Annotated in this window: 13 protein-coding genes; 5 read left to right on the plus strand and 8 right to left on the minus strand. The window is 42.0% G+C overall.

Features of this window, described 5'->3' with window-relative positions; all coding sequences use genetic code 11:
• The first annotated feature begins 772 nt into the window (after positions 1-772).
• The gene (locus PI95_RS10615) at positions 773-1,888 is read left to right on the plus strand and encodes a pentapeptide repeat-containing protein (RefSeq protein WP_039748103.1); all 1,116 of its coding nucleotides are present in this window, start codon (positions 773-775) and stop codon (positions 1,886-1,888) included.
• Between the two features lie 165 nt (positions 1,889-2,053).
• Here the strand turns inward: PI95_RS10615 and PI95_RS10620 are convergent, their stop codons facing one another.
• Both PI95_RS10620 and PI95_RS10625 read right to left on the minus strand, forming a co-directional pair.
• Complete coding sequence (locus PI95_RS10620; RefSeq protein ID WP_039748102.1) at positions 2,054-3,436, minus strand: aminopeptidase P family protein; 1,383 nt, start codon at positions 3,434-3,436, stop codon at positions 2,054-2,056.
• 102 nt (positions 3,437-3,538) lie between these two features.
• Positions 3,539-3,808: a hypothetical protein gene (locus PI95_RS10625; RefSeq protein WP_039748100.1), complete on the minus strand. Its 270-nt coding sequence runs from the start codon at positions 3,806-3,808 to the stop codon at positions 3,539-3,541.
• 138 nt (positions 3,809-3,946) lie between these two features.
• On the opposite strand from PI95_RS10625, the gene PI95_RS10630 reads away from it, so the two are divergent.
• Entirely contained in the window at positions 3,947-4,396 is a 450-nt protein-coding gene (locus tag PI95_RS10630) for a DUF4332 domain-containing protein (RefSeq protein ID WP_039748099.1), read from the plus strand.
• A gap of 150 nt (positions 4,397-4,546) precedes the next feature.
• Here PI95_RS10630 and PI95_RS10635 read toward each other — a convergent pair whose 3' ends face one another.
• Both PI95_RS10635 and PI95_RS10640 read right to left on the minus strand, forming a co-directional pair.
• Positions 4,547-5,161: a TetR/AcrR family transcriptional regulator gene (locus PI95_RS10635; RefSeq protein WP_039748098.1), complete on the minus strand. Its 615-nt coding sequence runs from the start codon at positions 5,159-5,161 to the stop codon at positions 4,547-4,549.
• Between the two features lie 5 nt (positions 5,162-5,166).
• Complete coding sequence (locus PI95_RS10640; RefSeq protein ID WP_039748097.1) at positions 5,167-5,391, minus strand: hypothetical protein; 225 nt, start codon at positions 5,389-5,391, stop codon at positions 5,167-5,169.
• Between the two features lie 25 nt (positions 5,392-5,416).
• Here PI95_RS10640 and PI95_RS10645 point away from each other — a divergent pair, with 25 nt between their 5' ends.
• The 3 genes from PI95_RS10645 to PI95_RS10655 all read left to right on the plus strand — a co-directional run bounded on the left by PI95_RS10645 (position 5,417) and on the right by PI95_RS10655 (position 9,910).
• The gene (locus PI95_RS10645; RefSeq protein WP_039748095.1) at positions 5,417-7,018 is read left to right on the plus strand and encodes a M16 family metallopeptidase; all 1,602 of its coding nucleotides are present in this window, start codon (positions 5,417-5,419) and stop codon (positions 7,016-7,018) included.
• 109 nt (positions 7,019-7,127) lie between these two features.
• Complete coding sequence (locus PI95_RS10650) at positions 7,128-8,597, plus strand: M16 family metallopeptidase (RefSeq protein WP_039748094.1); 1,470 nt, start codon at positions 7,128-7,130, stop codon at positions 8,595-8,597.
• Between the two features lie 368 nt (positions 8,598-8,965).
• Positions 8,966-9,910 carry a hypothetical protein gene (locus PI95_RS10655; protein WP_163518779.1) on the plus strand — a complete coding sequence of 315 codons (945 nt, stop codon included), beginning with the start codon at positions 8,966-8,968 and terminating at the stop codon, positions 9,908-9,910.
• Positions 9,911-10,524: 614 nt separating this feature from the next.
• On the opposite strand, the gene PI95_RS10660 is transcribed toward PI95_RS10655, so the two are convergent.
• The 4 genes from PI95_RS10660 to PI95_RS10675 form a co-directional block, all read right to left on the minus strand.
• Positions 10,525-10,821 (minus strand): hypothetical protein, encoded by a 297-nt coding sequence (locus tag PI95_RS10660; protein WP_039748089.1) that lies wholly within the window; start codon positions 10,819-10,821, stop codon positions 10,525-10,527.
• Positions 10,822-10,978: 157 nt separating this feature from the next.
• Entirely contained in the window at positions 10,979-11,218 is a 240-nt protein-coding gene (locus PI95_RS10665; protein WP_039748087.1) for a hypothetical protein, read from the minus strand.
• A 402-nt stretch (positions 11,219-11,620) separates the two neighbouring features.
• The gene (locus PI95_RS10670; protein WP_039748086.1) at positions 11,621-12,403 is read right to left on the minus strand and encodes a peptidylprolyl isomerase; all 783 of its coding nucleotides are present in this window, start codon (positions 12,401-12,403) and stop codon (positions 11,621-11,623) included.
• Between the two features lie 98 nt (positions 12,404-12,501).
• The gene (locus PI95_RS10675; RefSeq protein WP_039748085.1) at positions 12,502-14,058 is read right to left on the minus strand and encodes a beta-barrel domain-containing protein; all 1,557 of its coding nucleotides are present in this window, start codon (positions 14,056-14,058) and stop codon (positions 12,502-12,504) included.
• Positions 14,059-14,139: the final 81 nt, after the last annotated feature.

The raw sequence follows: 14,139 nt of genomic DNA on the forward strand, positions 1-14,139 counted from the left end.
CTAGACAAATGTGGACAGCCTTGTTTTGTAGATCCACAGGTCCCCACGAATATTTTTGATGAAGGCTGTCCACATTTGTCGTGGGTTATTGCAGGGGAACCCCCGCAAGCGACTGGCTCCCCTTGGCGCTAGCCTCTCCCTTTGGGAGAAGACCGCACTGCCTCCCCAATGCCCCATGCCCAATTCCCTATGCCAAAAACAATGTAACATTTATATATCACAATATATATTGAGTTATGATTCATACATTGTCTTGATTTCCTGACAAGAGAGATGGACAGTAGTAAAGCGATCGCTCTTTCCCATCTCTTTCTTTATCCCTAACCAGATGACAAGCGCCAAAGCTTCACATAGTTCAGACATCTTTTAGAAAGAATGACTCTTACGTTGCCTTCATACCGCTTTATCAAAGACGGAATTAGGCAGTTATCAAAAAGTGTCACAGATTAATACACGCAAATAAAAGATTTTTTTGTGAAAACTGATACATAATTTTCCGAATTAGGAATTTATCTATCAATTCAGCTTGGCGATCGCCTTATATATTCTTATCAAAATTACCTAATTAATCGGGCACTACATTATCGATAAAAACTTCTCTAGTATTTCATACCTGTCTGTAACAAAATGCCTTAGTTATGCCACGTTATGTCAGCAAGAGTGCATCATATCGTCTAATTTCCTATTTTGCCTTAGGGTTCGCGGGTTGAATCACTGGTAAATTCTGGGCTGATTAAACTAATTGTAAAAACAACAAGGAAAGTATTTAAGCATGACTCTAACCAATCGGAAAAATAGTACTTTTTCTCAAGAAGCGAAAGCAGAACTGATTTCATTGTTCAAGCAGATTATTATTCTGGCTGCTATAGGTCTTATAGTGATGCTGCTGACGAACGGTAAACCACCAGCAGTTGTGGTTGGTTTGAGCTTTTGCTTAATTGCTTTTTTTGTAGCCATAAGCGAACATAAGCGGCTTTTGCAAAAGTCTCAAGTGACATCTCAAACTAACAATTTATCAGCAGCTACCCTCAACGATGCTGACTTGAGCGATGCGGAAATTAACCAGCTATCAGTTCATCAAGATTTGCTGCAAAAAATAGTTTATCAAGTATCTTCAGAGCAATTAAGCAAAGCTCACTTTCTCCTTGCCAACCTCAGCAATGCCAACCTCAATAATATCAACCTTGATGATGTATATTTCAGTGGTACTAATCTTAGTAATGCCCAGTTAGTAAATGTCAGCTTTTTAAATGGCAACTTCTGCGGTGCTAACCTCAACAATGCAAATCTCAGCAATGCAAATCTCAGCAATGCGAATCTTAGCAGTGCTAATCTCAGCAATGCAAACCTCAGCAATGCAAATCTCAGCAATGTAAACCTCAGCAGTGCCAACCTGAACAATGCTCAGTTAATAGATGCAAACCTCAGCAATGCTAACCTTAGTGATGCCAACTTCAGTGGTGCCAACCTCAGTGATGCCAACCTGAGTGGTGTCTATTTATGGAATGGCAACTTCAACGATGCTCAACTAGTAGGTGCGAACTTCAGCAATGCCTACATGAATAGTGCCAAGCTGAAGAATGCCAATCTCAGCAGTGCTAACTTAATGTATGCTAAACTAAGCGATGCCAAACTTAAGGATGCTAACCTCAGCAATGCCGACCTGAGAGGGGCAGACCTCAGCAGTGCTAATTTGAAGAATGCTAACTTTAGCGATGCTAACCTCAAAGATGCGAATTTATGTGGGGCTAATTTAGAAGGTGCAAACCTGAATAATGCTGACTTGAGAAATGCTAATTTGAGCAATGCCAACTTGAATAATGTGAAAGTCGAGAAAACTCGCTTTGGATGTAATCAAGGCTTTTCTGAAGAGATGAAGTTGGATTAAAAGTCAAGTTCGGGAAAATAAAAGTTAGGAGTTAGGAGTTAGGAGTTGGGAATTAGGAGTTAGGAGTTGGGAGTTGGGAGTTAGGAGTTAGAGGGTTATTTTTTCAGCAATAAGCACTGTCCACTAACAACTAACCACTAACAACTAACAACTAACCACTAACAACTATCCACCAACCAAATCCTCTACAGCACTGGCTTGATTTGGCAATGCGGCTGTTAATACTTCGCTGCCTTCTGTTGTAACTAAAACATCATCTTCAATGCGGATTCCGCGTACATCGGTAAATTGAGATAAACGCTCCCAGTTGACGAGATTATGATACTTTGAGCGCAAGTTAGCATCATTTAAAATGGCTGGAACTTGATAAAAACCAGGTTCGATTGTAACTAACATTCCCGGACGCAGGGGACGATTTAAACGTAGGTAGCCTAAACCAAAGCGATCGCTTCTTTCTCTTTTCTCTTCATACCCTGCCAAATCCCCCAAGTCTTCCATATCATGCACATCCAAACCCAGCAAATGACCGATTCCGTGGGGGAAAAACAGCGCGTGAGCATCCATTTCTACTAACTCTTCAGCATTTCCTTTGAAAATGCCTAAATCTACCAAACCTTCAGCAATGACGGTGCAAGCTAGTAAATGAATATCCTCATACTCTACACCAGCACGGATTTTGGCAATGCACGCATCATGAGCCGCCAATACTACATCATAAATATCTCTCTGGGTAGATGAAAACTTTCCAGATATAGCCCAAGTGCGAGTGACATCAGCCGCCCAACCGATTTCAGTTTCCGCACCGACATCAGCAAGTAGTAAATCACCTGGTTGCAAAGAATGGTGATACTGCTCATTATGCAGAACTTCCCCATGAACGGTGACAATACTGTTGTAAGAAGTAGTCATGTTATGGGCGATGATAACTGCTTCCATCGCTGCCCGCACTTCTGCTTCTATTTTGGCGCTAGTTGTAGCAGCCATCCCCGCTTTGTGCGCTTCGACGGTGACAGCTGCGGCTTTTCTTAACTCGGCTAATGCGGCTTCGTCGTGGGTGAGACGCACTGTAACAATTGCTTTGGCTAACTCTAAGTCAATTCCGGCTGGTTGAATTTGCGGTAATACTAATCTATCCAACAGTTGCGATTGTTGCGTCCAAGTACCAGCATCTTGCACGGCAATTGTTGCCGCACCTTCTACTGATAATTCTAATTCCACCATTGGTTTAGCAACATCCGCGCCTATTTTCTCGGCGATTTCTTCTCTTCTAGGCATTTCTCCATGCCATAAAGCGCTACTAGGTTTAGGATCGTCCATGAATAGTTCTAAGAAGCCGGCTTCCAAGCGAATAACCGCATTTGGTAAGGGAAGTCCCGCAAAATAGAGGAAATGACTGCTAGCGCGAAAAGGAAAGACATTTGCAGGGTAGTTACGCGGACTGTCGTTTCCTGACCAAAGAATTACCGGAAAATCAATCAGGCTGGCTAGTTTTTGTCTTCGCTGCCGTAGAGTATCGACGAGGGAGTTAGAAGTGTTTTGTATTAGCATTGGGCATTGGGCATTTTCAGAGGGGAAAAGGGGAAAGGGGAAAGGGAAAAGGAATAAAAAGCTTTTTCTATTACCCATTACCGATTACCCATTACCCATTCCCTAGTTTTTGTCGTCGTCTTTGTCGTCGTCTTTGTCGTCGTCTTTGTCGTCGTCTTTGTCGTCTTTTTGGTCGTTGTTAGAACGGACAGGCTGTTGGTTAGTCTGATTATTGTACTGAGTATTTTGTTGATTTTGTTGCTGGGTTTCAGTCTGTGGCTTTGGTTCGTCCTGACCGCAGCTGACTAAACCCCCGGAGATTAGCGTTAAGTTGACAGCAGTGAAAATGCTGGCGATCGCCTTTATCCATAAGTTTCCGTTTTTATTTAACATTGGCTCAAACTCTTGGAGTTAGAATTACTAATCCTACAGTACTGCGATCGCCAGTTGTTGTTATCAAACTATTGACAAAGATATCAACTTGTGAATTTGTCACAATAGTTAAAGAAACTTATTTCTCAGGTTAAAAAAATGTCTGCTAAAAATCAAGTAAAGTTGAGCAATACGCCAATCGGCGATTGGTCGATTGAGCAATTGCCGGGATTAAGTCAAGAAGAACTATCCCAACTCCAAAACTGCGGTATCTTTACCACAAAAGAGCTATTTAAACAAGGAAATACTCTCCAATCTAAAGTGGCGCTGGCAAATAAATTACAAGTTCATCTTCAGTATGTAAATAAATGGGTAGCTTTGGCGGATTTGGCTCGGATTCCGAGTGTGGGGACGCAATATTGCGGATTATTGCTTCATGCGGGTATTGGTTCAGTAGCGCAGTTGGCTGAAACTCCCACCCACAGATTGCATCAACAAATTATGCGCTTGCAGGTAGCAACTATGCAGCGACGAGATTTATGTCCGGCGATTGAGTTAGTGCAACAGTGGTGTCAACAAGCAAAAACAGTTATGAGTTATAAGTTATGAGTTATGAGTTATAAGTTATGAGTTATAAGTTATGAGTTCATGAGTTATTCCTTCATGAGTTACGAATTTAATTTAACTCCTAACTCCTCACTTTTAACTCCTCACTTTTAACTCCTCACTTTTAATTCCTAACTCCTCACTTTTAACTCCTCACTCTTTTGCCAACACACCATTAAGGAATATATCAGCGAGTCCTTCTGCCATTTCTTTCATTTCTTCCGGGGAAGCGTCAGGTTGCATTAAAGTATTATTGGAAAAACCTGCAACGGCAAACATTCCTAAAAAAACTTTGGCAACTAGTTTAGCATTCGTTTGGCGATAGATGCCTCTATCCATCGCGGTTTGAAAGAAAGCTTCGGCAACTGAGCTCATTTTATCAATGACTTCTAATTGAATGCGATCGCGCAAATCTGGGTGAAATTGCGCTTCCATAAAACAAACTCGCATCAAATCGACATTTTTGTGCATATTCCACATCCGCCGGCGCATCACCTGCGCGACAGCCTTATAACTGCCCATTTCACTCAATTCTGTGAGCAAATCTGTGAGAATCTCCACCCAGCCGTTAGTTGCTACCTCAATCAAAATCGCCTTTTTATTAGGAAAATGACGAAACAAAGTACCTTCAGCTACACCCGCTGCCTGCGCTAAGTCGCGGGTAGTGGTGCCGTCAAATCCCTGTGAAGCAAACAACCGCAGTGCCGCGCTTAAAATACGGGTACGGGTTTGTGCTTCAGCTGGCGGGGAAGAATTAAAAACTCGCATAATAATTACGGTAATGTTTCCGGAACAGGATTTGTAGCATTATTGTCTAACGTGAAGTATAAAAACCACAGAAAGCTTAATACAAGATTAACGCCCTGTTTGATTGGGCATTGGGAATTGGGCATTGGGAATTGGTAATTGGTAATTGGTAATTGGTAATTAGCCATTCCCCATTCCCCACTCCCCATTCCCCATTCCCCATTCCCCATTCCCCATTCCCCATTCCCCATTCCCTAGTCCCTTTCATTTTTCCTTATGAAGCAGCTTAGTTACTTCCCACGAATTGTAGATTTTAGCTTTTTGCGCTTTTTTTCTGGTGGCTTGAAAATATTGACTTTTGTCACGCTGTTTTTGCCAATATTCCTCTGTTGGGGGTTTTCGCCAGAAATTGCTTTCGCCAAACCGTCAACTCCACCACCTCCAACTTCAATTCAACCGTATTTAGATCGGGTAATTAAGGAGTTGACGGAGTTTCGTCTTGATAATGGCATGAAGTTCATAGTTTTAGAACGCCATCAAGCGCCTGTAGTTTCTTTTCTTACTTACGCTGATGTCGGTGGCGTGGATGAGCCAAATGGAAAAACAGGCGTGGCTCACTTTCTAGAGCATTTGGCATTTAAGGGGACAACGCTTGTTGGTACAACAGACTACAAAGCCGAAAAACCTCTACTCGACCGTTTGGATCAATTAGCTAGCCAAATTAAAACAGCGAAAGCTGCTGGTAAACAAGATGAGATTGCTAAGTTATCCGCTGAATTTAAAAATGTGGAAGCACAAGCAGCCAAATTAGTCAAGCAAAACGAGTTAGGGCGAATTGTCGAACAGTCGGGAGGTGTTGGTTTAAATGCGAATACTTCCACAGAAGCGACTCGTTATTTTTACAGCTTTCCTTCTAACAAGTTGGAATTGTGGATGTCTTTGGAATCTGACAGATTTCTCGATCCTGTATTTCGCGAGTTTTATAAAGAAAAAGATGTAATTTTAGAAGAACGCCGTTTACGGGTGGAAAACTCGCCTATCGGCTTGATGATGGAGAAGTTTAGCGATGCTGCTTATAAAGTACATCCTTACAGGCGTCCGGTGATTGGTTATGACGAAGATATCCGCAACCTAACACGGGAAGATGTGCGGAAGTTTTTCGATGCGTACTATGTACCAAGCAATTTAACGATCGCCATTGTCGGAGATGTCAAGCCAAATCAGGTGAAACAACTAGCGCAAACTTACTTTGGACGCTTTAAGGCAAAACCGAAAGCACAAACGCAAGTCCCGGTGGAACCTCCTCAAAAGCAAACGCGAGAAGTTACTTTAGAACTACGTTCGCAACCTTGGTATTTAGAAGGTTATCACCGTCCGGCAATTACTCATCCAGATAATGCAGTTTATGACATTATTGACAGTTTGTTGAGTAGTGGGCGCACGTCGCGGTTGTATAAGTCTTTGGTAGAACAACAACGTTTGGCGCTAGGTGCTCAAGGTTTCAGCGGATATCCGGGAGATAAGTATCCTAATTTGATGTTGTTCTATGTTCTCACGGCTCCGGGTCACAATGTTGATGAGGTGGCGATCGCTTTAAGAAAGGAAATTGATGAATTGAAAACTCAGCCTGTTTCCCCGATGGAGTTGGATCGAGTAAAGACACAAGCGCGAGCGGGTTTGTTGCGATCGCTTGATTCTAATATGGGTATGGCGCAGCAATTGTTGGAATATGAGGTGAAAACTGGTTCTTGGCGCAATTTGTTTAAGCAGTTGGATCAAATTGCGGCTGTGACTCCTGCGGATATTCAGCGGGTGGCAAGGGTAAGTTTTACGCCGGAGAATCGCACTGTTGGTAAGTTGTTGTCGAAGAAGGGATGAGTAACGAACCGCCTTGGCGCTAGCCTCTCCCTTCGGGAGAAGGCGCCAAGGACACCAAGAAGGAATGGAGAGAGATATGCGTAAGGTAAGGGGTAAGAGGAAGAGGGTAATGGGGAAGAGGCTTTTGTATTCGTTGATGCTTTGTTTTACCCTGTTGCTTTTGGGAATGTTTGATTTTGCTGTGGCGGCACCGGGAGCGAAGCCGTATACTGAGTTGCGGTTTGCACCTATACCTGAGGTGAAGTTGCCGAAGTACGATCGCTTTGTGCTGCAAAATGGGATGGTTGTATATTTGATGGAGGATCGCGAACTGCCGTTGGTGAGTGGTAGTGCTTTGGTGCGTACTGGCGATCGCTTTGAGTCGGCTGATAAAATCGGTTTGGCTGAGTTTACTGGGGAGGTGATGCGAACTGGAGGAACTCGCAAGCATACTCCGGATCAGCTAAATCAAATGTTGGAACAACGAGCGGCTTCGGTGGAAACTAGTATTGGTGAGACTTCGGCTGGTGCTGGTTTTGAGTCGCTTACTGAAGATTTAGAAACGGTGTTTGGGCTGTTTGCGGAAGTGCTGCGAGAGCCGGTGTTTGCTGCTGATAAGCTGGAGTTGGCGAAGACGCAGGAGAAAGGTAGTATTTCTCGACGCAATGACGATCCTGATGATATTGCCAGTCGGGAATTTGGTAAGTTGATTTATGGCAAGGATAGCCCTTATGCCAGAACGACGGAGTATGCAACGATAGATAAGATTTCGCGTGAGGATTTGAGTCAGTTTTATCAGCAATATTTTTACCCGAATAATATGATTTTGGGGATTGTTGGGGATTTTGACTCTAAGAAAATGCGCGAACTTGTTCAAGCTAAGTTTGGTGATTGGAAGGCTAATCCAAATTTGCCTAAACTTCAGTTACCTGCTGTGAAGCAAGCGAAAACAGGTGGTGTGTTTTTTGTCAATCAGCCACAACTGACTCAGAGTAACATTCTCATCGGGCATTTGGGCGGACAGTTCAACAGTCCCGATTATCCGGCGTTGGGTGTGTTGAATGAAGTGTTAAATGGATTTGGTGGACGCTTGTTTAATGAAGTGCGATCGCGTCAAGGTTTAGCTTATTCTGTATACGGTTCTTGGAATCCCCGCTATGATTATCCTGGTTTATTTATTGCTGGGGGACAAACGCGATCCGATGCTACGGTACAGTTTGTCAAAGCTATGCAAACTCAAATCAAGCGCACCCAAGCTGAAAAAGTCACTCCCAAAGAATTGGCTTTTGCTAAAGAGTCTACACTCAACTCGTTTGTTTTCAATTTTCAAGACCCCACACAAACATTATCACGCTTGATGCGATACGAATATTACGGCTATCCCGCTGATTTTCTGTTCCGCTATCAAAAAGCCGTAGCTGCAACCACAGTAGATGATGTGCAACGAGTAGCGCAGAAATATCTCAAGCCAGAAAATATGGTGACACTGGTAGTGGGGAATCAAACTGCTATTAACCCTCCACTGACGCAGTTAGCAGCACAGGTGACAGCGATCGATGTAACAATTCCCGGTTCACCGCAACCACAAGCGCAGAATTAATTAATATATCTTCGTTTGTGCAAGGTAGGGGCGATTAATCGCCCCTACTTTTTTAGTTTAGTTGTTTTCGGATTCTTCTAGGGAATAATTTTCAAAATCTTCCGGAAAATTACATAGATTACTGAATAAGGAATCTATGTAATGTAGTATTTGTTTGTACTAGTCATACTTCAGTGTCTTTACAGGAAACTATTGTTAACTTGATGGAAAAACTAAATCATTTTAATTAAAAATTACACAATTTTATTGACTGTTATTTTAGTATATTTACGTAAGCAGAATTTTCTAATTGCATTACCGTTTTTTGGGTGCAAAGACGGTTAAATCATTTATCAACAACAAATTTACCTTGAAGGGTGCCTTGAAAGGTGATTAATGGGCTTGAGAATTTTCCCAGCTCAATAATGCTGGTTGCCAAAATTGGCGATCGCCTAACCACTAATAGATTACGTCAACGCCAAAAATATACACATAGCACTTACATGAAAAAATACAGAAAATTTGTTAAGCGCCTATTGTTATTAGCTACGCCGATGGTAGCAAGTTCTGTGTTAGCAAGCACACCAAGTCAAGCTGCTAGTTTGGCTTTATCTAAGAGTCAAGTAAAATTTACAGATTTCAATCAAAGCCTTTCTGCCGAGCCTATAGTTAGAAGTAATACTGACACTTTTACTAATGCCAACAAAGGCACAGTAGATGCAAAGGCAAATGCAGAAGCTACTTTTTACAATACACCAAAACCATCTGCAAGCAATTTTGCTTTTAGCCAAGCTTCGGGTAAAGGGGAAAAATACTTTGGTATAGCAAAAAGTTTCGCCCAAGTTATTGCTGACTTTGCTATAGAAGCCAATGAATCTTTTTCTTTCAACTTTACAAGTGACCTCAATCTGCTAACAGCAATAGATAACCCACAGTTAGAAAATGCTATAGCCACTGGCACAACATCTTTTGCTTTATTCGACATCGATAATCACAGTATTGTAGACTATTTTAGCGTTGTCGGTAATCTCAACACCGCAGGCAATGGCGATAGTCTAGAATTACAAAACACTGACAATATCAGTTTCAGTCGTCAAAGCCAAGAAAAGATTTTTGGAGGAAACGAAGAACTTGCTAAAGCTTATTTTGAAGGTTATTATCAACGTACTTTTACTGACAAAATAAATCTGCGTTTGATAGAATTTGAAGCAAATCAGGCTAGAGTTGTTGCAGTACCTGAAGCACCTAATGTAGCTTCTTTTTTAGTAGCGGGCTTAATTGGTGCTGCTTTGAAGCGTAAAAGTATTGCTTTTCGGCGCGTTAGGCGCAAGTGATTTATGCTTGTCTAAGCCATCTTTGTGGAATAGACTTCAAGACTCATTCCTAATTTTAACGTGAATTCGATGGACCTAACCCCAACCCGTTCCCTACAAGGGAAGGGGCGAGCCCTACGCTCGCTCCTCTGGGGACAGGCTTCAAGGGTTCGGGGAGACGCGAAGCGCGAACATCACTCATTTGTCGTGGGGAAAAAGCGGATCTACCTAACTTGCCTGTCCCCATAAGGCGATGGGTTTTTGCAAGGGCTAAAAATGAAGGTTTTTAAGCCTCTCCCAGTAATAAAAGCTGCTCCTCTTCCCTCCCCTCTTAGGGGAGGGTTAGGGAGGGGTGGGGGAGCCAGTGCGGTCTTGGGGATCACCTGCGTGAAGCACAGCCGCGTGAGAGGAATGGAAGCGGGGTTCTTTAAATTTGTCGAACTCAGGTTAATTTTAGCCTCTAAATAAATGCAGAAAAGCTATTGAGTAGCCATGTTAAGGCAGTACTCAATAGCTTTTTGAATTGAACAGGACTTACGCAATCCGACGTCGTAAGTAGCGGTAATTCATGAATTACCGCGACTGTATAATGTGTATGCACAATTATTTTTGCGCTCATTCCTATTCAAATTAAGCTAGTAAGCGGTGGTGCCGGAATAAGTTGAGACATACTGAGTGCCATCACTAACAGCGCCAGCTACTGCACCAGCGACTGCTCCGCTAACGTAAGCCCCGATTACATAGCCATAACTACCAGTTTCTTTGTCAAAGAAGTGGTCTGTATAGTAGCCCTGAGAATGAGCGGAACTAGCACTAACTGACCACGCTCCTGTAGGGGAGTTAACGGTAATTCCTATTCCGCCTTGGATTTGACTACTACCAGAAATTTCACTTTCACAAAAGCTGAGGTCAAGAATTGTTATTCTGCTCATAAGTCACCTTCTTGAGATAGCTATATCGCTGAAAGCTGTTAAAAGCTTTCAGCGATTTTATTTTTCAAGTGATTATTTACAAAGTTCTCAACTATTCATAACGAAGCGAAGGAACTTTAGAAATAACCTCTTAATATGGCGGTTGCCATATTAGTGCCTAAGCTGCCGCTGAACTAGAGGTAGAGCCAGAGGAGGCGCTGTTGTAGCCGTAGCCGTAGAAGTAGTCGTAGTAGTAGTAGCTATCTTTGTAAGCACTTGTAGAAGTGCTGGTGTAGGTAGAAGCATAGTTTGGACCATATGCAGATGCACCAGCATATGCATCAGCAAATGCATATCCGCCTTGAATGTTGTTGTCTTCGGTTGCAACTTCGATGTGAGAGATATCTGAAATAATCATGGTTGTTTCCTTGAAATTGTTGTTTTTTCTGGTTTACATGCCACCAAGTTGTTTTCTTTCGGTGACACTATTAATTTAACAATATCTAATTAAAAACACAAGAGATTCTAGAGTCTTTTCTAGCAATTTCATAAAAGCTTTTTTTCTTTTTTATCATCTTAAATTACTCTATTTTTAAACAGCAAAATACTCCTAAATCAGGTTAAATAAAACTTTTTAGCCACACAAAAAGTTCTATCTCTCTTCATTTAGTGAGTACAAATAATATTATTTAAAATAACTTTTATCCCCAAAATTCATGGAAAATCATCAATTTTAGACATATTTTTAACCACAAAAAGATAGTTTATGAGACATCAAATACAAGCTGGTATTAAATTTTTGGTAAAACCGAGGACGCAATTAAGCTGGTTGTGTAAGTGGCTGTACTGGCTGAGAATTTTTATCCCCTTCCAAATCAATCAAAATTTCTTGTTTCTCAATCTGTTGCTTTAACCAATCAGAAAACAATTCTTGCAAAATATTGCTACGCGATCGCTCATCTAATTCGGGTTGAATTATTTCTTCTACCAAAATTAAATACACACCTTTTGGCGTGGTGATTGGCTTGAGAATCTCTGGGGGAGTGGCAGCAAATACAGCCGCAGCGATTTCTGGGCGAAATTCTCCGCGTCTTTTGATTCCTTGATATCCACCAACGCGGCGGATTTCTGGATTTAGGATGTACTCGCGGGCGATTTCTTGAAAACTAACTTCGCCTTCTTGCAGTGCATAAAACAATTCCAACGCCACGTCTCTATCATCAAAGATGATTTCATAAGTAACTGCGCCAAAATAATTGAGTTTGTTTTGATAAAAGAACGCTTCGACTTTATCTGCAAATAGATGAAAAGCTAATTTCTTTGCGAGTATGTCTTTATGAACTAACTCTTCAAAGTCTTCGACAGAAAGATGATGTTTTTTTAACCATGCTAAGGTGTCTGCTGCTTTGACAAGTTTTTTTGCAAATCGTAGCCTATCTCCTTCTTGCTGTAGTTCTGATTCTGCGACTTTAATACCTGCTTCTTTGGCAGCATCGACAATAATTTTTTGCCTAGCTATAGCCTCTACTAAATCAGGAACTTGGCAAGATAGTTTAATGCAGTGAATTATGTCTTCAGGCGAAATAAAAAGAGGTGTGGACATGATATAGTACCTGGAAGAATTGTAGTAAGCACTAAAGTGCTTAAACCGATGAGCGGTAAACCGCTCACTACGAACAAAAAAGCAGATACGCCCAATGACTAAAGCTCTATACCGCCTTTTTTGAATTTTTGAAATGGCTCTAAGATGAAGTCAATAACGCGCCGCTGACGGACAATGACCTCGGCTGTTGCTGTTTGACCGGGGCTTAATTGAATGTGTTGATTGCCATTCTGAATATAAGGTTTATCCAAGGTAATTTCTAATTCAAAGCTTTCGATATTACCTTGGGGTGTTTGCTGCACTTTCGTATCAGGTGAAATCCAATTGACGCGCCCTTGAACTATTCCATATTCTTGGAATGGATAGGCATCGAATTTTATTTTTACTGGCATTCCTACTTTCAAGAAGCCACTTTCGGTGCTGGGTATATTCGCTTTGAGTACGAAGCCAGCATTTTTCGGGGCAATTTGGGCAATCCTTTGACCTGGTTGTAATACTTCTCCTGGCTTGGAAACTGGTAATTCAAAAATCATGCCATCAACAGGCGATCGCACTATTCTTTGCTTTAACTGAAGCTTTAGGGATATAATCTGGCTTCGGGTTTGAACGATTTGCCATCGCGCATCACCGATTTGCGTTTGCAGCGATTTCAGCTGTTCCTGAGTTCTCAGCACAGCTAGTTTCCCAGCATTCACCACACTTTGATAGCTGCTTTGCTCTTCTTGCAGTCTAAGTTTTGCTTGCTTGATATCAGACTCCAACTGGTTGATTGTTGTCTGATAGCGACTGAGTTCTTCAGCTAAACGTAATTGAGCTTGTTTGACATCGGATTGCGCTTTCTGGTAAAGTCGTTTGCTTTCTTGTTCTTCTTTTCGCAGTTGGTCAATTTGGTTTACGGAAACCGCACCATCCTTTACGAGTTGGCTAAAGCGTTCGACTTGTCTGGAATCTATACTTAAACGACCGAGAGCCGACTTTTGGTCATTCTGACTGGTGCTAATCTGTTGCTGTGCTTGACTGACTAATGACTGTTTTTCTAACTTTTGTAAATTGTAACTACTCTGTTTAGCTTCAAGATTCTGCCGTGCTTGATTAATTTGGGCAATCTTTTCTAATTCTTGAGATTTGTTTTGTTGCTCTTGAACGCTAATTGCTAACTGTAATTGGTTTTTGAGTAGTTCTTGTTGTGCCTGCTGGTTTTGTAGTCCATAAAACTTGGCTTCTGCTTGTTGCAAATCGGTTTGCAGAACATCAGATTCCAGTTCTAGAAGAATTTGCCCTGTTCTTACGTTGTCTCCTTCTTTGACTTTGACAGCAGTGACGCTACCCCCAGAACGACTATCTAATTTTTGCGTTGCTCCTTTGGGTTCTATCCGTCCTCTAGCGCTCCCGGTTTCATCGACTTTGGAGAGAATTGACCAAGGTATGATAATCACGACAAAGCCAGTTAGCATATACACCAAAGAGCGTGTCCAAACTTTGGGTAAGGCATCTAACAGTTCTTCAGTTCCGTAGAACCATTCCTTCGCTTCGCTGGTTTCTTCTGTCTGAGGATTTATCTCAGTAAATTCACTGTTGTCAATGTAAGCTTTCTCCGTGTCATCTGCTTCTATATGTGCAAGGGGGGATGGTGAATTGCGGGATGGGTGTGGCATAGTTTCCTTTCCACGATGGGGAGGGGGGGAGGGGGAGATGGGGGGAGAGGGGGACAAGGGGACTCCTTGGAGACAAGGAGA

Source organism: Hassallia byssoidea VB512170 (assembly GCF_000817785.2).
GTDB lineage: Bacteria > Cyanobacteriota > Cyanobacteriia > Cyanobacteriales > Nostocaceae > Hassallia > Hassallia carrinoi.

Excerpts from the sequence above, each read along its gene's own strand:
- PI95_RS10615 (WP_039748103.1), top strand. The coding sequence starts at position 773 with ATGACTCTAACCAATCGGAAAAATAGTACTTTTTCTCAAGAAGCGAAA.
- PI95_RS10620 (WP_039748102.1), bottom strand. The coding sequence starts at position 3,436 with ATGCTAATACAAAACACTTCTAACTCCCTCGTCGATACTCTACGGCAG.
- PI95_RS10625 (WP_039748100.1), bottom strand. The coding sequence starts at position 3,808 with ATGTTAAATAAAAACGGAAACTTATGGATAAAGGCGATCGCCAGCATT.
- PI95_RS10630 (WP_039748099.1), top strand. The coding sequence starts at position 3,947 with ATGTCTGCTAAAAATCAAGTAAAGTTGAGCAATACGCCAATCGGCGAT.
- PI95_RS10635 (WP_039748098.1), bottom strand. The coding sequence starts at position 5,161 with ATGCGAGTTTTTAATTCTTCCCCGCCAGCTGAAGCACAAACCCGTACC.
- PI95_RS10640 (WP_039748097.1), bottom strand. The coding sequence starts at position 5,391 with ATGGGGAATGGGGAATGGGGAATGGGGAATGGGGAATGGGGAATGGGG.
- PI95_RS10645 (WP_039748095.1), top strand. The coding sequence starts at position 5,417 with ATGAAGCAGCTTAGTTACTTCCCACGAATTGTAGATTTTAGCTTTTTG.
- PI95_RS10650 (WP_039748094.1), top strand. The coding sequence starts at position 7,128 with ATGGGGAAGAGGCTTTTGTATTCGTTGATGCTTTGTTTTACCCTGTTG.
- PI95_RS10660 (WP_039748089.1), bottom strand. The coding sequence starts at position 10,821 with ATGAGCAGAATAACAATTCTTGACCTCAGCTTTTGTGAAAGTGAAATT.
- PI95_RS10665 (WP_039748087.1), bottom strand. The coding sequence starts at position 11,218 with ATGATTATTTCAGATATCTCTCACATCGAAGTTGCAACCGAAGACAAC.
- PI95_RS10670 (WP_039748086.1), bottom strand. The coding sequence starts at position 12,403 with ATGTCCACACCTCTTTTTATTTCGCCTGAAGACATAATTCACTGCATT.
- PI95_RS10675 (WP_039748085.1), bottom strand. The coding sequence starts at position 14,058 with ATGCCACACCCATCCCGCAATTCACCATCCCCCCTTGCACATATAGAA.